Source organism: Spiribacter onubensis, from assembly GCF_040838425.1.
Lineage (GTDB): Bacteria > Pseudomonadota > Gammaproteobacteria > Nitrococcales > Nitrococcaceae > Spiribacter > Spiribacter onubensis.
On the sequence record NZ_JBAKFI010000004.1, the window covers coordinates 169519 to 186890 of the forward strand.

Consider the following 17372-nt stretch of genomic DNA (forward strand, 5'->3'; position numbering starts at 1 on the left):
CCGGCTCAGGCCTCCGGCCGCATCGCCGGGAACAGCAGCACATCGCGGATGGAGGGGCTGTCGGTGAGCATCATCACCAGACGATCGATACCGATGCCCTCACCCACTGCCGGCGGCATGCCATATTCGAGCGCACGAATATAGTCCTCGTCGTAATGCATGGCCTCTTCGTCACCGGCGGCCTTTTCCTCGGCCTGATGCCGGAAGCGGCGGGCCTGGTCCTCGGCGTCGTTGAGCTCGGAGAATCCGTTGGCGATCTCCCGGCCGGCAATGATGAGCTCGAAGCGCTCGGTCACGGTGGGGTCGTCGTCGCGGGGCCGGGCCAGTGGCGATACCTCGGTGGGATAGTCGATGACGAAGGTGGGCTGGCGCAGACGGCTCTCGGCGGTCTTCTCGAAGATCTCCAGCAGCAGCTTGCCAGCGCCCCACTGGGCCTGGACATCGATACCGAGCTCCCCGGCGCGTCCGGCCAGGGCCTCGCGGTCGTCCAGCCGTCCGACCAACCCCGGGTTCTCGGCCAGCACCGCGTCGCGCATGCTCAGTCGCGTGAAGGCCGGCGCCAGATCGATCCGCTCACCCTGCCACTCGATCTCCTCGCTGCCCACCACTTCCCGGGCCAGACCGCGCAGCAGACCCTCGGTCAGGTCCATGGCATCGCGGTAATCGGCGTAGGCCTCGTAGAACTCCAGCATGGTGAACTCAGGATTATGCCGGGTTGAGACACCCTCGTTGCGGAAATTGCGGTTGATTTCGTAGACCCGCTCGAAGCCTCCCACCACCAGGCGCTTGAGATAGAGCTCCGGCGCGACACGCAGGTAGAGATCCAGGGCAAGGGCATTGTGATGGGTCACGAACGGCTTGGCGGCCGCGCCCCCCGGTATTGGCTGCATCATCGGGGTTTCCACCTCGAGGAACCCCTGTTCGTGGAACAGATCACGGATATACCGCACGATGCGGCTGCGCATGTTGAAGATGCGCCGCGCCTCGGGGTTGGTCATCAGATCGAGGTAGCGCTGGCGATAACGGGCCTCGGTGTCACCGAGACCATGGTACTTCTCGGGCAGCGGCCGTAGCGACTTGGTCAACAGGCGCAACTCGTCGCATCGCACCGAGAGCTCCCCGGTTCTGGTGCGCATCAGGGTGCCCGCGGCCCCGACGATATCGCCGACATCCCACCCCTTGAAATCCTCGTATACGCCCTCCGGCACTTCATCGCGCCGGATGAAGAGCTGGATGTCACCCGACATGTCGCGCAGGGTGGCGAAGCTGGCCTTGCCCATGACCCGCTTGAGGATCATGCGTCCCGCGATGCTGACGCGGATGGCCTCCGCCTCCAGACGATCGGCGTCCCAGTCCGCGCAGCGTTGCTGGAGGTCACCGGCCCGATCCCGGGGCCGGAAGTCGTTCGGGAACGCCTCACCGCGCGCCCGCCACTCATCCAGCTTGCGCCGCCGCTCGGCGATCAGGCGATGCTCTTCCTGCTCTTCAGCCATGGTGTTCTCTTCTTGCGGGTACTTGACTGAGCCGCGCCCTAGAGCCCGGCCTTGAGGCTTGCCTCGATGAAAGGGTCCAGGTCGCCATCAAGGACGCCCTGGGTATTACCGACTTCAACACCGGTACGCAAGTCCTTGATTCGACTTTGATCGAGCACATAGGACCGAATCTGGCTGCCCCAGCCGATATCGGCCTTGGAATCCTCCACCGCCGCGGCCTGCTCGCGTTGCGCTTCCATCTCGCGCTCGTAGAGCTTGGCACGCAGCTGGTTCATGGCCGTGGCACGGTTCTTGTGCTGGGAGCGATCGTTCTGGCACTGCACCACGATGCCGGTGGGCAAGTGGGTAATCCGCACCGCCGACTCCGTCCGGTTGACATGCTGACCGCCGGCGCCACTCGCCCGATAGACGTCCACGCGCAGGTCGGACGGATCGGTCTCGACCTCGACGTCTTCGTCCAGCTCGGGGCTCACGAATACCGAGGCGAACGAGGTATGCCGACGGTTACCGGAGTCGAACGGCGATTTCCGCACCAGTCGGTGAACGCCGGTCTCGGTGCGCAGCCAGCCGAAGGCGTGATCACCTTCAACGCGGATCGTGGCGCTCTTGATACCCGCCTGCTCGCCCTCGGACACCTCGATGAGCTCGCCCTTGAAGCCCTTATGCTCGATCCAGCGCAGGTACATGCGCAGGAGCATTTCGGCCCAATCCTGCGCCTCGGTCCCGCCGGACCCCGCCTGGATATCGAGAAAGGCGTTGGCGGGATCCATCTCCCCGGAGAACATGCGACGGAACTCGAGCCCCTGTACGGTCTTTTCGTACTCCGCCAGGTCGCTGGCGACCGCGGCCAGCGTCTCCTCGTCGTCCTCCTCGCGGGCCATTTCGAGCAGCTCACCGGCATCCCCGAGCCCGGTGATGAGCCCACGCATCTGCCCGACCACCCGCTCCAGGGCGGCCCGCTCACGGTTCAGGGCCTGAGCGCGGTCCGGGTCGTTCCAGACGTCGGGCTGCTCCAGTTCACGATTGACTTCCTCAAAGCGCTCCTCCTGCTCCGGGAGGTCAAAGATACCCCCTCAGGGACTCGGTGCGTCCCTTGAGGTCATCGAGCTGACTGGCGAGTTGATTGGTATCGAGCACGTTATCCCTCTTGATTTGTGCGTTGCCGGTGCTGCTTCAGCGCACTGCTTCCCAGGCGCGGGCCAGCCGCTTTTCCGAGACCCGCTCGCGCGTCCCGAGATCCTGCGCGAACAGTGACACGCGGTACTCCTCGATCAGCCAGCGAATCTGGTCCAGCGCCGGATCACGAATGGCTTTGCGCGCATGACGGGCCATGGCCTCATCCAGGCGGCGCTGATGCGGCTGTATGGTGGCGAGGCCCGCCTGGTCCCGGCTCGGATCGCGCTGGATCCGCTCCACCCGCCGCTCCATCGCCGCCAGGTAACGCGGCAGATCCTCAAGGCGCTCGGCCGGGGTGTCCAGCATGAATCCCGGATGAATCAGCCCGTCAAGCTGGTGGCGCAGATCCTGATAACTGTCCACCAGCCCGAGCGGGATTTCACCAGTAACGGCACGCCGTACACGCTTCTGCCGCGCAAGGATATCAGAGACGCGATCACGAAGCCGCTCCGCCGCGGGCATAATATCCGCGCGTCCCTGCTGACAGGTGGTCAACCAGCTTTCCCGGTCCCGCGGGACCTCGTCACGCAGGAAAACATGATCGAATACCGCCTCGGCAAACTCACGCTTGAACGCGTCGGCTGAATCGACATCGCGGTAGTCGATCGCCATGCGATCCAGCCCGTCCAGCCCCCGCCGCAGATGGCGCGCCTGCTGCGCAAAGCGCTTCATGAGCAGGGCCCGGACGCCGGCACGATGGCAGGCCGCCGCCCGTTCAGGCCCATCCAGCAGTCGCAGCGCAAGACCATCCTGCTCGACGCGCAGCGCGGGATAGCCCTGCAGGGTGATGCCGCCCTGCTCGAAAGGCACCCGCTCGGGCAGCCCGCCAAAGTCCCAGTCGCTGATGCCGGTACGCTCGAAACCTGAATCACCGGGCGCCTCGAATCCCTCGGCGGCATGCGCGGCGAACTCGCGCTGCAGAACGGGCAGGTCACGGCCGCTGCCGAGGACCTGACCCTGACGGTCGAGGACGGCAAAACGCATGCGCAGGTGCATCGGCACCGCGACCTCGTCCCAGATCCCGGCGGGCAGATCGACACCGGTCATGCGGCGGAGCTCATGGCGGACCGTCGACTCCAGCGAACCTTCCCGGGCCGTGATCGATTCCAGCACCGCACGGGCGAAGTCCGGCACGGGCACGAAGTTGCGGCGCAGCGCCTTGGGCAGCGCCCGAATCAGCGTGATGACCTTCTCCTCCAGCAATCCCGGCACCAGCCACTCGAAGGGTTCGGGTGCCAGCGAGTTGAGCGCCGCCACCGGAATACGGACGGTCACGCCATCATCGTCACTGCCCGGCGCGAAGTGATACCGCAACGGCAGACGGATGCCGTTCAGGTCCAGATGATCGGGGTAGTCCGCCGGCCCCGTGTCCACCGCGCGCGCCATGAGCTGACCACGATCCAGCCGAAGGGACCGATCGTCGCCGCCATCCCGCAGCCATCGCTCAAGACTGGGGCCATCCACCACCGATTCCGGCAGGGCCTCGTCATAAAAGGCGATCAATGCATCCGGCTCGACCACCACGTCGCGGCGCCGGGCCTTGGCCTCGAGCGCCTCGACTTCTTCAACCAGCGCAAGGTTGGCTTTCAGGAACGCCGGGGCATTCGGCGGCGGATCGCCGAGCAGACCATCGCGGATGAATATCTCCCGCGCTTCCATCGGCGCCACTCGGGCATGATCGATCTTGCGGCCACTGACAATCGGCAGGCCATAGAGGGTCACGTCTTCGCGGCCGAAGACCTTGCCCTTGCGGGCATCCCACCAGGGATCGTGATACCGGTGCTTGACGAGATGCCGCGCCAGCGGTTCGATCCACTCAGGCCGGACCTCGGCCGCCGTGCGGGCAAACACACGGCGGGTCTCAACGAGCTCGGCGGCCATGATCCAGCGGGGCCGTTTCCTGGCGACTCCGGAGCCGGGGTGGATGGCGAGTTTCAGCCCCCGCGGGCCGACATACTCTTCGCCGTCGTCGCGACGGGCGATATTGGAAAGGAATCCGCTCAGCAGCGCCCGGTGAATGGCGATGGGCTTCGCCGGTCGTTCGTTCTCGGCCAGTCCCATATCGCGGACCAGCCCGTGAAGCTGACCATGCACGTCGGCCCACTCGCGCATGCGGACATGCGAGAGGAAATGCTCATGACACCAGGCCTGCAGTTTGCGCCGGCTCAGATGGTGTGCCTGCTCACGATACTCATCCCAGAGCCGGAGCAGCCCGGCGAAGTCCGACTGCCGGTCCTGCCAGCGGGACTGCGCGGTGTCCGCCGCTTCACGATGATCCATGGGACGCTCGCGGGGATCCTGGATGGATAGCGCAGCGGCCAGGACCAGCAGTTCCCGCAGTGCACCCTCGCGCTCGCCCGCCAGCAGTATCCGGGCGATCCGGGGATCCACCGGCAGGCGGGCCAGTTGGCGGCCGAGACGGGAGAGGTTCTGACGCCGGTTGAGCGCGCCCAGCTCGTCCAGCAGCTTCAGGCCATCCTTGACGAACCGCGGGTCCGGCGGCTCGATGAACGGAAAGTCCTCGATGGCGCCCAGCCGCAGGTGCTTCATTTGCAGGATGACCGAAGCGAGGTTGGTCCGCAGGATTTCGGGATCCGTAAAACGCGGCCGTGACTCATAGTCGGTCTGGTCATAAAGCCGGATGCAGACGCCCGGCCCCTCGCGGCCACAGCGCCCGGCCCGCTGATCCGCACTGGACTGGGCCACCGGCTCCACCGGCAGCCGCTGGACCTTGGTGCGGTAGCTGTAGCGGCTGATCCTCGCAAGACCGCTATCCACCACGTAGCGGATGCCGGGCACGGTCAGGGAGGTCTCGGCGACATTGGTCGCCAGGACAATGCGACGCCCGCGATGGGGGGCGAAGACTCGCTGCTGCTCGGCGGTCGATAGCCGGCCATAGAGCGGCAGGATCTCGGTATGCGGCGGGTGGTGCTTGCGCAGCGCCTCCGCGCACTGGCGGATCTCCCGCTCACCCGGCAGGAACACCAGCACATCCCCGCGGCCCAGGCCGGCGAGCTCATCCACCGCCTCGAGCACGGCCTGCCGAAGACTGCGCTCGCGTTCGTCTTCGGACTGCTCGATCAGCGGTCGATAGCGGACCTCCACCGGCCAGGTACGCCCCGATACCTCGATGACCGGCGCATCGCCAAAATGTTCGGCAAACCTTGCCGGGTCGATGGTCGCCGAGGTGATGATGACCCGCAGATCCGGCCGCCGGGGCAGCAGCCGCTTGAGATAGCCCAGCAGGAAATCGATGTTGAGGCTACGCTCATGGGCCTCATCGATGATCAGGGTGTCGTATCCCCGCAGCATCTCGTCGGCCTGGGTCTCGGCAAGCAGCATGCCATCGGTCAGCAGCTTGACCCGCGTCTGTGGGCCGCTCCGGTCGCTGAATCGGACCCGGTAACCCACGCCTGCACCGAGTTCGGTGCCGCACTCTTCGGCCACCCGGCCGGCAAGGCTGCGGGCGGCGATACGTCGCGGCTGGGTATGCCCGATCACGCCGTCGATCCCGCGTCCCATTGCCAGCATGAGCTTGGGTAGCTGCGTACTCTTGCCTGAGCCGGTCTCGCCGCAGATCACCACCACCGGGTGATCGCGCACGGCGGCCTTGATCTCCTCGGCATGCTCGAGGACAGGCAGGTCCAGGTTCAAGTCCGGATGGAGCGTGAGCGCCTCACGGGCAGCGCGAGCGCGCTCCTGCGAGCGGTCGGGGGTGCCTTCCGGGCGTTGACCGCGACGATTACCCCGGCGGCGACGTCGACGTTCAGTCATCCGGGTCGTGGGCGTCGTCCACTGAGCGGGTGTCGGGTCGGCGGCGGCGACGGCGGATACTGCGCGGCTCAAACCGCAGTGCCTCGAGCTGCCAGTCGTGCTCGCCGCAGGTCAGGATCAGGCAGGCAGGCCCGCCATAGGTGCGGGTGCGGCCCGCGGCGCCGGGATTGAGCATCCATGGCGTCGCCGACTGATCGGTGAGCTGCTGATGGCTGTGGCCATACACGACGGCTCGATAGTCAGCATAGTCGCGCCGATATCGGCGGTGCCGCTGTTCGATACTCCCGCCATCGTCACCATGGATGAGCTTGACGCGCCCGCCGGGCAGTTCCACGGAGGCCTCTCGGGGCAGCTTCTCCAGGGTATCGAGCTCGGTTTCCGGCCAGTGGGCCGCGTCATCATTGTTGCCGCGGATGGCGATCACCTCTTCGCGCGGGTGCAGCGCAAAGAGGATGTCGGCCCCGCCGACATCGCCGGCATGGAGCGCGATGTCGCAGTGGCTGACCTGCTCCGCCACCCGGCTGTCGAGGAACCCGTGGGTATCCGCGAGGATCGCGACACGGACCGGCCGGTCGATCATGACCGAGCGAAGCCCTCCGCGATGGTGTCGCTGAGCTGCTCGTATTCGCTGGTCACCGGGAAGTCCGGGAACTCGCGGATCACGTTTTCGGGCGCCCGGAACAGGATTCCCTGATGGGCGGCCCCCAGCATGGCCGTGTCGTTATAGGAGTCGCCCGCGGCGACCACGTTGAAGTTGAGTTCGCGAAGCGCCCTGACCGCAGCCCGCTTGTGGTCCGCCATACGCAGGCGATAACCGCTGATCCTGCCGTCCCCGGCTGTCTCCAGCGTGTGGCAGAACAGCGTCGGCCAGTCGAGCTGGCGCATCAGCGGTCGGGCGAATTCGTAGAACGTATCCGAGAGAATGATGACCTGATAGTGCTCACGCAGCCGATCCAGGAACGCCCTGGCGCCGGGCAGCGGCGCCATGCGATCGATGACCGCCTGGATATCAGGCAGCCCGAGCCCGTGCCGGGCCAGGGTATCGAGGCGCATCCGCATGAGCTCATCATAATCGGCAATGTCGCGTGTGGTGGCCCGCAGTGCGTCGATGCCGGTGAGGTCGGCGAAGTCGATCCATATTTCGGGGACGAGCACCCCTTCGAGGTCGAGACAGACGATATTCACTTGATTGCGCCCAAAGAATCAGGGTCGCGGACAGTAAGGCTTTTCCCGGGAGGCTGCAAGCCGGAGGCCGATGTTTCATGAAAACGTCATGCCATTGAACCAACGTGACACCGCCCCCATCTAATGGCATGTTGATGGGGCTTGTGCCCGAACACCGACGGAGGTAGACAACGATGGCTCAGGATTTTCGCGCAGTCACGGCAGGCCGCAGCACTACGGGTGGTTCGGTACTCGCCAGCAACAAGGTGCTGCGCAATACCTATGCGCTTCTGGCGATGACGCTGCTGTTCAGCGCCGCCATGGCCGGCGTGGCCATGGCAACCAGCGCGCCACCCATGCACTGGCTGCTGGTGCTGGGCGGGTATTTTGGTCTCCTTTTTCTGACTACATCCCTGCGCAACAGCGTCTGGGGGCTGGTCAGCGTCTTCGCGCTCACCGGTTTCATGGGGTATACGCTGGGACCGATCATCAGTCTCTATCTCGGCGCCTTCAGCAACGGTGCGGAGCTGGTGATGATGGCCCTGGGCGGGACCGGCACCATCTTCCTTGGCCTGTCCGCCTACGCGCTGACCAGCCAGCGTGATTTCAGTTTCATGCGCGGATTCATTTTCGCCGGCGTGCTGGTGGCCTTTGCGGGCTCCATCGCCGCGATCCTCTTCTCGATTCCCGCATTGTCGCTGGCGGTCAGTGCTGCCTTCGTGGTGCTGATGAGTGCGCTGATCCTCTATCAGACCAGCGAAATCATCCGTGGTGGAGAGACCAACTACATCATGGCCACCATCACGCTGTACGTGACCATCTACAACCTGTTCCTGAGCCTGCTCCAGCTGCTGAGCGCCTTTGCCGGCGAGCGCTAGGACACGGCCGGACAACGCCTCTCGAAAGCCCTGGCCTGCCTCTCCGGCAGGTCAGGGCTTTTGTTTTAGCGCCGACGGGGTCCACTCTGACGGGGCGCGCGACCGGTTGAAGCACTGACAGCGAAGCGTTATAAAAAACAGCCTTTCTACTGCATTTTGGAATAAAAGTATGAAGCTCAGTCAGCTGCGCTATATCGTTGAAGTCAAGCGCCGCGGGCTCAATGTCTCCGCCGCCGCCGATGCGCTCTACACTTCACAGCCCGGGGTCAGCAAACAGATCCGTCTGCTTGAGGATGAGCTCGGCGTGCCGATCTTCGAGCGCAGCGGCAAACATTTCACCCGGCTCACGCGCGCCGGTGAAGAGGTCATGGCCGTCGCCGAACGGATCCTGGCTGAAACGCGCAACATCAACGCCATCGCCGAGGAATATGGCGACGACCGCGCCGGCAGCCTGGCGATCGCCACCACGCACACTCAGGCCCGCCATGCCCTTCCGGACGCCGTACAGGACTTCCGTCGGCGCTACCCGCGCGTGAGTCTGCACTTTCACCAGGGCACTCCCGTACAGATCGCCGAGATGGCCACCGCGGGCGAGGTGGACTTTGCCATCGCCACCGAGGCACTCGAGCTCTACGAAGACCTGGTCATGCTTCCTTGCTATCGCTGGAACCGCAGCATCATCGTCCCCGAGGGGCACCCGCTCTGCGAGCGCACTCCGCTTACACTCGACGCCATCGCGGAATACCCGATCGTCACCTATGTATTCGGCTTTACGGGGCGGTCGCGGCTTGATGAGGCATTTGCCGAGCGCGGCCTGTCTCCTGAGGTCGTATTTACTGCCACCGACTCGGAGGTCATCAAGACCTATGTTCAACTCGGCCTCGGTGTAGGCATCATGGCCAGCATGGCCTTCGACGCCCGGCGTGACGAGGGTCTGGTGGCGCTGGACGCGAGCCACCTCTTCGAGGCGAGCACCACGCGCATCGGGTTCCGGCGCAATGCCTATATGCGCCGCTACATGCTGGCCTTCATTGAAACCTTTGCGCCGCACCTCACGGAGGATGTCGTCGCAGAGGGGATCCGGGCCCGCACCCCCGAGCAGCGAAAGGCACTCGAGGGAAGACTGGAGCCGAGGCTCGGCACGACGGACGCCTAGAAAGAGACTGATGCGATGGATCCGGAGCTGCTGGAAATCCGCCGTCACCTGAGCGCCTATCCGCCCTTCGATGCCCTCTCCGACGCGCTGCTGGACGAGGTCGCAGAGAACATAGAGATCAGCTACTACCGCGCGGGCAGCCAGATCCTGGCGGCCAACCAGTCCATCGAGTCGCTTTACTATGTGCGCAGCGGAGCGGTCGAGGTCTACCGCCGCACCGGCGACCTCTTCGACCGGCTGGGCGAGGGGAGCATCTTCGGCCACTACGGCCTGCTACGTGGGCGCCGCGTGCACTATCCCGCCGTGGCCATCGAAGACACGCTCATCTATGCCATGCCGGTCGCGGTCTTCGATCACCTCTGCGAGGCGGACGATGACTTTGCCGACTTCGTCGAGCTGGGTCGCCCGCGGCTCGAGGCGGCCGTGGAAACCCAGCGGCGCGGCAACGACCTGATGACCACGCGGGTCCGCAAGCTCGTCACCCGTGCCCCGTTGATCGCCGAATCCGGTGAGACCGCTCGCGAGGCGGCACTGCGCCTGGCCGACGAGCCGTCCGCGGCACTGCTGGTCGTCGAGGCAAGCGGCGATGACCCGCGCTACACCTATGCCGATGCTGAGGGCGCGTTATGGCAGGTCCGCGGCATCCTGACCGATGCCGACTTCCGCGCCCGGGTCGTAGCCACGGGTCGGTCTGCCGATACGCCGGTGGGAGACATCGTCAGCGATCGTCTGGTGGCGGTGCAATCAGACGAGACCGTCCAGGAAGCCATGCTCACCATGCTCCGGCACAACGTGCATCATCTGGCGGTAGTGCACCGGCGCCGGCCGATCGGGCTCATCCGGCTCGAGGACGTGGTCCGCTACGAGACGCAGAGCAGTCTCTACCTCATCGACAGCCTGTTCAGCCAGGACACGCCGGCCGGGCTCGCCACGCTGCTACCGGATGTGCGGACCTCTGCCGTGCGGATGATCCGCGATGGGGCGGACTCACGCACGGTCAGCACGGCCCTGTCATCCATCGGTCGAAGCTTCGTGCGCCGACTGCTGGAACTGGCCGAGGCCGAACTGGGACCACCGCCGGTGCCCTACGCGTTCATGGCCATGGGTTCCATGGCGCGGAGTGAACAGACGCTGGTCACCGACCAGGACAATGCCCTGGTCCTTGATGATGGATACGATCCCCAGCTCCATGACGATTATTTCCAGACCCTGGCCCAGCGGGTGAGTGATGGCCTGGACGCCTGCGGCTACAGCTACTGCAAGGGCGGCATCATGGCGACGAACTCGCGCTGGCGACAGCCACTGGCGGTCTGGAAGCGGTACTTCCGCAGCTGGATCGAGCAGCCCAATCCGGAACGGCTTCTGCACAGCAACATCTTCTTCGACCTGGACAATGTTCACGGCGAGGAACGTTTCATCGAGGCGCTGCAGGCGCTGGTCGCCTCGGAAGCCGGGCGAAGCAGGGCGTTTCTGGCGGCCATGTCCCGGAATGCCCTCAACCGGACGCCGCCCATTGGTTTCTTCCGCGACTTCGTCATGGAAAAGGACGGCCGCCAGAACAACTCGATCAACGTCAAACGCCGCGGCACGGCTCCGCTCACCGATCTGATCCGAATCCATGCGCTGGCCTGCGGATCCCGCGCCCAGAATTCGTTCGAGCGGCTCAACGATATCGCGGAGACCCAGCTGCTGGGGCCGGGCGTCGCCGACCGGCTGAGCTATGCACTGGAGATCCTCAGCATGACCCGTCTGCGGCATCAGGCGATCGATATCGAGCAGGAACGGGAACCCGACAATAACATCGAGCCGGAGAACGTGCCCGCCAAGGAACGTGCCGATATAAAGGAGGCATTCAGGGCGCTGAGTCAGGCCCAGAAGTTCCTCCGCTTCCGCTACCCGATGCCTGCCGGTGGCGTGAGAAGCGACCGGTCCGGTTGATGGGGACGAAGAACGGGGCAGTGGGCGGCGGCTGGTCCGCATGGCTTCAGGACCAGGCGCGACGGACGGAGACACCGGTCCTGCGCGCATTCTATGAGCGTTTTCCGGCCGATGCCCACCAGCCGGTTGGCCAGACACCGCTGGTTGCACTCGACCTCGAGACCAGCGGGCTGGATCCAAGGCGGCACGCGATCCTCAGTATCGGGCTGGTGCCTTTTGACCTGAACGGGATCAGCATCGCCAGGCGGCGTTACTGGATCCTCCGCCCCCCACGGGGCTTCTCCGGCGAATCCGTGGCCTATCACCACATCACCCATGCAGATACCGAGCAGGCGCCGGATTTTGCCGAGATTCTGCCGGACCTTCTGGATGCACTCGCGGGGCGGTTGCCCGTGGTGCACTACCACCCGATTGAGCGCGGCTTTCTCGAACGCGCGGCACACCAGCGCGGACTGGAGACATTCCGCTTTCCGGTGATCGATACCATGGCCATCGAGGCCAGACGTTATCGACAGCGCTGGCGCATGGGCCTGCGGCGTCTGCTGGGAAAGGCGCCGACCTCCATCCGGCTGAACGACAGCCGGGCCCGGTATAACCTGCCCGCCTACGAGGGCCATCAGGCCGTCATCGACGCAACAGGGACCGCCGAGCTGCTGCTGGCGCAGATACAGCACCACTACAGCAGCTCGACAGCCATCGGCGACCTCTGGGTCTAGGCCCCACGAGGCTCCGACATCAGTCCCTTAATGATCGCATAGCAGGCGATCAGAAGGACGATGGTGAAGGGGAAGCCGGCCGATACCGCCATTGCCTGGAGGGCTGAAAGGCCACCGCCGAGCAGCAGTGCAATCGCGATGGCGCCCTCGATGATGGCCCAGAACATCCGCTGCGGCTTGGGTGCGTTGACCTTGCCGCCGGCGGTGATGGCATCAATGACGAGCGATCCGGAGTCCGACGAGGTCACGAAGAAAACGATCACCAGAAAGATGGCAATGATCGAGGTGATGAGGCCCAGCGGGAGATTACCGAGCATCTCAAAGAGCTGCAGGTCGCCACTGGCCCCTGCGACGTTCTCCAGACCGAGATTGACCACCTGATCGATGGCCGTGCCGCCCAGCGCCGTCATCCAGAGCACGGAGATCAGCGTCGGGATGATCAGGACCGCAATCAGGAACTCACGCACCGTGCGACCGCGGCTGACTCGGGCGATGAACATGCCGACGAACGGTGACCAGGAGATCCACCAGGCCCAGTAGAACGCCGTCCAGCCCTGGCTGAAGTTGGCGTCCTCGCGGCCGAAGGGGTTGGATAGAGCCGGGAGGTCAGCGACATAGGAGACCAGGAACTGGAAGAACCCCGTGGCGATGAACAGCGTCGGCCCGAAGATGATCACGAACAGCAACAGCAGCGCCGCAACGATCATATTCAGCTGCGACAGGCGCTGCACGCCCTTGTCCACCCCCAGCATGACCGAGCCCAGTGCGACGAGGGTGATGCCGACGATCAGCAGGACCATGGTCAGCTCATCCCCCGGGATGCCGAATAGATAGGACAGACCCGCGGTGGCCTGCTGTGCGCCCAGACCGAGCGAGGTCGCCAGCCCGAACAGCGTGGCAAACACCGCCAGGATATCGATGATGTGCCCCGGCCAGCCCCAGACACGCTCGCCGAGAATCGGATAGAACACCGAGCGCATGGTCAATGGCAGACCCTTGTTGAATGAAAAGAGGGCCAGCGACAGGGCCACCACGGCATAGATGGCCCAGGGATGGAGCCCCCAGTGGAAGATCGTCGCCGCCATGGCGAGGGAGATGGCGCCACTCTCGTTGCCGGCGGCCGCTCCAAGGGGGGCCCAGTCCGTCCGCACGCCGTTCTCGACACTGGTCCCGCCGATCGCACTGTTGAAATGGGCCAGCGGTTCGGACACCCCGAAGTACATGAGCCCGATGCCCATGCCGGCGGCGAACAGCATGGCAAACCAGCCGGTGTAGCTGAAATCCGGCTTGGCGTGCTGGCCGCCGAGCCTGACCTTGCCCAACGGCGTGAAAATCAGTCCGACGGACACCAGAACAAAGACATTGGCGCCGGCGAGGAAGAACCAGGAGATATTACTGGTGAGCCAGGCACGAAGGCCCTCGAACAGCGGCCCCACCTGGTCCTGCAGGGCCAGCGTGATGATGACGAAGGCGAGGATCACCAGCGCCGAGAAGGTGAAGACCTTGCCATGCAGGTCAACATCGACGCCGAATTTGGTGGCCGCAATATTGTCCTGGCCGATCACGTAATCCGTATCGATGAGATTGGCCGGTCCTTCCGGCGCTGGCACGCCAACCGACTCGTTGCTGTCTTGGGTATCGTCGTTGGTATGGTCGTTAGTCACGAGGACTGCTCCCTTACTACGATTCGAGGCGCCCGCTCAGGCGGGGCGCACCAGGAATACGGAAATATCGGTATGCGAGGCGATACGGTCGCCATGCGCGGGTATGACGGCATCCAGGTGCTTGGGCAGATGCGTGGCCATGACAACCAGGTCGGCGCCGACATCGTCGATGGATCTCAGGATGGTCCGGTCGAGATCGGCAACGGGATCGGGTGAATTGATACACCGGGAATGGGCCGGCTGGCCATGAACCTTCGCCTGCTCCTGCGCGAATGCTTCGAGTTTCTGCGCGTACTCTTCGGGGGTTCGGGCCACGGTGCCCGGCGTTGATGTGGTGACACCCAGATAGTGGACTTCGGCGCCGTAATGCCGCGCGAGGTCAGCGCTGGCCGCGAGCGAGCGCTCGATCGCCTCAAGATGCGCCAGGTCCACCGGGACCAGGATTTTCTTGAACATGCCCTTTGCTCCTTGCATGACGGATGAAGGTGATCCAGCGGTGGGGCACCGCGGTCCTGTACCTGCTGCATGGAAAGGGCGAGGTGCGCCGGTTAGGGCCTGTGACAGCGCCGGATTCACCGAGTTATCGTCGTTGTTCCCTTTACTACCCTGAGGTATCGGTCTCTGGCCGGTCAACCGGGCAACGGCTGAAGGGAGGAGAAATCAGGCTGAATCTCAGCCGTAACGGGCCCGTCCGGCAAAGGCATGGGAGAGGGTGCCAGCGTCGACGTAGTCCAGATCGCCGCCCAGCGGCACACCATGGGCAATCCGCGAGACCTGGATATCGGCGTCAGCCGCCATGCCGGCGATGTACTGGGCCGTTGCCTCACCTTCCACCGTCGGGCTGACCGCCAGAATGATTTCCCGAACCTCGCCATCGGCGAACCGGGCCTGGAGCACCTCGAGCCCGAGCTCGCCCGGGCCGACGCCATCGAGTGGCGAGAGCCGTCCCTTGAGAACGAAGTACTGACCGGAGTAGTCCGTGGCATCCTCGAGGGCCTGCACATCGGAAGGATTCTCGACCACGCAGAGCACCGCCGCATCGCGGCGGTCGCTGGCACACAGCGGACAGAGCTCCTCCTCCGTGAGATTGCGACATCGCCGGCACTCACCCACCGTCTCCGCCGCTGATTCCAGGGCGCGCGCGAGACGCCGCGCCCCGTCCCGGTCATGCTGCAGCAGCGCGAAGGTCATCCGCTGAGCCGACTTCGGACCTACGCCCGGGAGGCAGCGCAGCGCCTCCATGAGCGACTGGACTGAGGGAGAATATGCCATGGACCCTGGCGCCTAGAAGGGCATCTTCATGCCGGGCGGCAGATTGAGCCCCTCAGTCAGGCTTCCCATCCGCTCCTGGGTGACCTGCTCAAGCTTCTGGACGGCGTCGTTACACGCCGCGGCCACGAGGTCTTCAACCATTTCGCGGTCATCGTAGACCCCCTCGTCGATGGTCACGCGGCGGACCTCATGACGTCCGGTCATGACCACACTGACCATGCCGCCGCCGGCCTGGCCGGTCACTTCCATCTCCGCGAGCTCAGCCTGCGCCTTCTGCATTTCCTCCTGCATGCGCTGGGCCTGTTTCATCATGTTGCCGAGTCCACCTTTCATGATCTGCTCCTAGTCGCGTGGACGAATGGATTCGCTGATGACTTCGGCATCAAAGGTTGCCCTGAGTGCCGCAATATTCGGATCCGACTCGATGGCGGCTCTGGCCTCGGCCTGTCTCTCGGCCTCACGACGCTCGGCCGCCGCGGCTGGCGTCTCGGCGTCGACTTCGCCCATTTCGATGTGCACGCTGACGGGCTCCCCGAAATGCGCGGACAGGGCCTCGGCGAGACGGGCCGTCACGTTGTCATTGACGAGGTGTCGGTGCCCCTCGTCGATCTGCAGGGTGACGCGGCCACCCTCCCGACCGACCCAGTCGCAGTGGTCGGCCAGCGCCTGCGCCATGCCCGACAGGGAGAGTTCGGCGGCCAGTCGGTGCCAGTCTGTGTCGGCGGCCGGCGCCGTCCGCGCGCGACCGGTCCCGGAACCCGCCGCGGCCGCGGTGGCATCCCCCGCCGGCGTCGCGGTGGGCGCGGCGGATGGCGATGTCCCCGGCGGCGATGGTGCCGGTGAGGGCGACGGCCGCCTCGATCCACCACCGGCATCCGCGGGTTCGGGCTCGAACGCCAGCATGCGCAGAACGACCATCTCGAAACCAGCGCGCGGGTCGGGGGCCAATGGCAGGTCACGCCGTCCCTGCAGGACAATCTGGTAGAGCAGCTGCACCCAGGCCGGATCCATTCGCTCGGCAATTGCCGCCAGCCGCTCGGCAGCGGGGCCGTCGCTGTCGAAGACCGCCGGGACTGTCTGGGCGAGGCTGAGCTGGTGCAGCATGGCCAGCATTTCCGCGAGTGCCTCCCCGAAATCCGGTGCGCCCTCCGCCATGCGGGACACGGTTTCGAGCAGACCCGGGCCATCCGAGGCGGCCAGACGCTCCAGCAGCTCGACAATGAAGTCCTGCTCTATGCTGCCCAGCATGTCACGGACCTCGGCATCCATGAGTCTGCCACTGCCGAACGCCAGCGCCTGATCCGTGAGGCTGAGGGCATCGCGCATGCTGCCATCCGCCGCCCGGGATAGCCGGGCAACCGCCGCGGTATCCGCCTCGATGCCCTCGGCTTCGGCGATCCGCTCGAGCTGCTCGCCGATCATCTTCGGCAGCAGCGGCTTGAGGTTGAATTGCAGACAACGAGACAGCACGGTCACCGGCAGACGCTGGGGATCGGTGGTGGCGAGCAGGAACTTGACGTGCTCCGGCGGCTCCTCGAGCGTCTTCAGCAGCGCGTTGAAGCTGTGCGCCGAGAGCATGTGGACCTCGTCGATGAGATAGATCTTGAAACGTCCCCGGGTCGGGGCGTATTGCACGTTGTCCAGTAGTTCGCGGGTATCCTCCACCTTGGTCCGTGAGGCGGCATCGACCTCGATCAGGTCAACGAAGCGGCCGGCATCGATCTCGGTGCAGGCCGCGCATTCCCCGCAGGGATGGTCCGTGACACCATCCGCTTCACAGTTCAGGCACTTGGCGAGGATACGCGCCACCGTGGTCTTGCCGACGCCGCGGGTCCCCGTGAACAGGTAGGCGTGGTGCAGCCGGCCGTTCGCCAGGCCATTGGCCAGCGCACGCAGCACGTGCCCCTGACCGACCATTTCGTCAAAGTGACGGGGACGCCATTTGCGGGCAAGCACCTGATAGCTCATCGCGGGAGTATATCACTGGCATCCGCCGGTGAAGGAGGGGAAAAGGCGGGGCGCCAGCCACACCCCGGCGCCCGAGTCCACCGCTACCGCTGCTCCCTTCCGGGCCTGACGGGATTTGCGGTTTATCGTCGCGGGGGGACCAGCGCCACCGCAATGAAATATTAACAGTTCAC

The 17372-nt window shown here is 65.0% G+C and carries 14 protein-coding genes and 1 other RNA gene; 4 read left to right on the forward strand and 11 right to left on the reverse strand.

All coding sequences use genetic code 11. From position 1 onward, the window contains the following. Positions 1-5: 5 nt before the first annotated feature. The 5 genes from lysS to thrH all read right to left on the reverse strand — a co-directional run bounded on the left by lysS (position 6) and on the right by thrH (position 7628). The gene (gene lysS, locus V6X63_RS08615; protein WP_367966271.1) at positions 6-1493 is read right to left on the reverse strand and encodes a lysine--tRNA ligase; all 1488 of its coding nucleotides are present in this window, start codon (positions 1491-1493) and stop codon (positions 6-8) included. Positions 1494-1531: 38 nt separating this feature from the next. Then, positions 1532-2630 (reverse strand): peptide chain release factor 2 gene (gene prfB / locus V6X63_RS08620; RefSeq protein WP_367978643.1). Its coding sequence is split into 2 segments (ribosomal slippage): positions 1532-2554 and positions 2556-2630, totalling 1098 coding nucleotides; the frame shifts between segments, so codons are not numbered across the junction. Positions 2631-2666: 36 nt separating this feature from the next. Continuing rightward, positions 2667-6443: an ATP-dependent RNA helicase HrpA gene (gene hrpA, locus V6X63_RS08625; RefSeq protein WP_367978644.1), complete on the reverse strand. Its 3777-nt coding sequence runs from the start codon at positions 6441-6443 to the stop codon at positions 2667-2669. Beyond that, positions 6436-7023, reverse strand: coding sequence for a metallophosphoesterase family protein (locus V6X63_RS08630; RefSeq protein ID WP_367978645.1), 588 nt, complete (start codon positions 7021-7023; stop codon positions 6436-6438). Before V6X63_RS08630 ends, hrpA begins: the two co-directional genes overlap by 8 nt. Beyond that, a complete protein-coding gene (gene thrH, locus V6X63_RS08635) occupies positions 7020-7628 on the reverse strand; it encodes a bifunctional phosphoserine phosphatase/homoserine phosphotransferase ThrH (RefSeq protein ID WP_367966267.1) in 609 nt (202 codons plus the stop codon). Before thrH ends, V6X63_RS08630 begins: the two co-directional genes overlap by 4 nt. Positions 7629-7801: 173 nt before the next feature. On the opposite strand from thrH, the gene V6X63_RS08640 reads away from it, so the two are divergent. The 4 genes from V6X63_RS08640 (at position 7802) to V6X63_RS08655 (ending at position 12295) form a co-directional block, all read left to right on the forward strand. Further along, positions 7802-8485, forward strand: coding sequence for a Bax inhibitor-1/YccA family protein (locus V6X63_RS08640; RefSeq protein ID WP_367978646.1), 684 nt, complete (start codon positions 7802-7804; stop codon positions 8483-8485). Between the two features lie 169 nt (positions 8486-8654). After that, positions 8655-9641, forward strand: coding sequence for an HTH-type transcriptional regulator CysB (gene cysB / locus V6X63_RS08645; protein WP_367978647.1), 987 nt, complete (start codon positions 8655-8657; stop codon positions 9639-9641). A gap of 15 nt (positions 9642-9656) precedes the next feature. Further along, positions 9657-11579, forward strand: a complete 1923-nt coding sequence (locus tag V6X63_RS08650) for a DUF294 nucleotidyltransferase-like domain-containing protein (RefSeq protein ID WP_367966264.1) — start codon at positions 9657-9659, stop codon at positions 11577-11579. Beyond that, positions 11579-12295: a 3'-5' exonuclease gene (locus V6X63_RS08655; RefSeq protein WP_367978648.1), complete on the forward strand. Its 717-nt coding sequence runs from the start codon at positions 11579-11581 to the stop codon at positions 12293-12295. The genes V6X63_RS08650 and V6X63_RS08655 overlap by 1 nt, the downstream gene beginning before the upstream one ends. On the opposite strand, the gene V6X63_RS08660 is transcribed toward V6X63_RS08655, so the two are convergent. From V6X63_RS08660 to ffs, 6 genes are all read right to left on the reverse strand, one after another. Beyond that, positions 12292-13959 (reverse strand): BCCT family transporter, encoded by a 1668-nt coding sequence (locus tag V6X63_RS08660; protein ID WP_367978649.1) that lies wholly within the window; start codon positions 13957-13959, stop codon positions 12292-12294. The two genes, V6X63_RS08655 and V6X63_RS08660, sit on opposite strands and share 4 nt — an antisense overlap. 36 nt (positions 13960-13995) lie before the next feature. Continuing rightward, positions 13996-14415, reverse strand: coding sequence for a universal stress protein (locus tag V6X63_RS08665; protein WP_367966261.1), 420 nt, complete (start codon positions 14413-14415; stop codon positions 13996-13998). Positions 14416-14631: 216 nt separating this feature from the next. After that, positions 14632-15231, reverse strand: a complete 600-nt coding sequence (gene recR / locus V6X63_RS08670) for a recombination mediator RecR (RefSeq protein WP_367966260.1) — start codon at positions 15229-15231, stop codon at positions 14632-14634. 12 nt (positions 15232-15243) lie between these two features. After that, entirely contained in the window at positions 15244-15567 is a 324-nt protein-coding gene (locus tag V6X63_RS08675) for a YbaB/EbfC family nucleoid-associated protein (RefSeq protein ID WP_367967818.1), read from the reverse strand. Positions 15568-15573: 6 nt separating this feature from the next. Further along, a complete protein-coding gene (dnaX, locus tag V6X63_RS08680; RefSeq protein WP_367978650.1) occupies positions 15574-17199 on the reverse strand; it encodes a DNA polymerase III subunit gamma/tau in 1626 nt (541 codons plus the stop codon). A gap of 48 nt (positions 17200-17247) precedes the next feature. Then, positions 17248-17344: signal recognition particle sRNA small type (gene ffs / locus V6X63_RS08685), an RNA gene on the reverse strand. Positions 17345-17372: the final 28 nt, after the last annotated feature.

Bases quoted from the DNA above. Each gene is read 5' to 3' on its own strand.
- V6X63_RS08650 (WP_367966264.1), top strand. From the start codon at position 9,657: ATGGATCCGGAGCTGCTGGAAATCCGCCGTCACCTGAGCGCCTATCCG.
- V6X63_RS08640 (WP_367978646.1), top strand. From the start codon at position 7,802: ATGGCTCAGGATTTTCGCGCAGTCACGGCAGGCCGCAGCACTACGGGT.
- recR (WP_367966260.1), bottom strand. From the start codon at position 15,231: ATGGCATATTCTCCCTCAGTCCAGTCGCTCATGGAGGCGCTGCGCTGC.
- V6X63_RS08665 (WP_367966261.1), bottom strand. From the start codon at position 14,415: ATGTTCAAGAAAATCCTGGTCCCGGTGGACCTGGCGCATCTTGAGGCG.
- lysS (WP_367966271.1), bottom strand. From the start codon at position 1,493: ATGGCTGAAGAGCAGGAAGAGCATCGCCTGATCGCCGAGCGGCGGCGC.
- hrpA (WP_367978644.1), bottom strand. From the start codon at position 6,443: ATGACTGAACGTCGACGTCGCCGCCGGGGTAATCGTCGCGGTCAACGC.
- cysB (WP_367978647.1), top strand. From the start codon at position 8,655: ATGAAGCTCAGTCAGCTGCGCTATATCGTTGAAGTCAAGCGCCGCGGG.
- V6X63_RS08630 (WP_367978645.1), bottom strand. From the start codon at position 7,023: ATGATCGACCGGCCGGTCCGTGTCGCGATCCTCGCGGATACCCACGGG.
- dnaX (WP_367978650.1), bottom strand. From the start codon at position 17,199: ATGAGCTATCAGGTGCTTGCCCGCAAATGGCGTCCCCGTCACTTTGAC.
- V6X63_RS08655 (WP_367978648.1), top strand. From the start codon at position 11,579: ATGGGGACGAAGAACGGGGCAGTGGGCGGCGGCTGGTCCGCATGGCTT.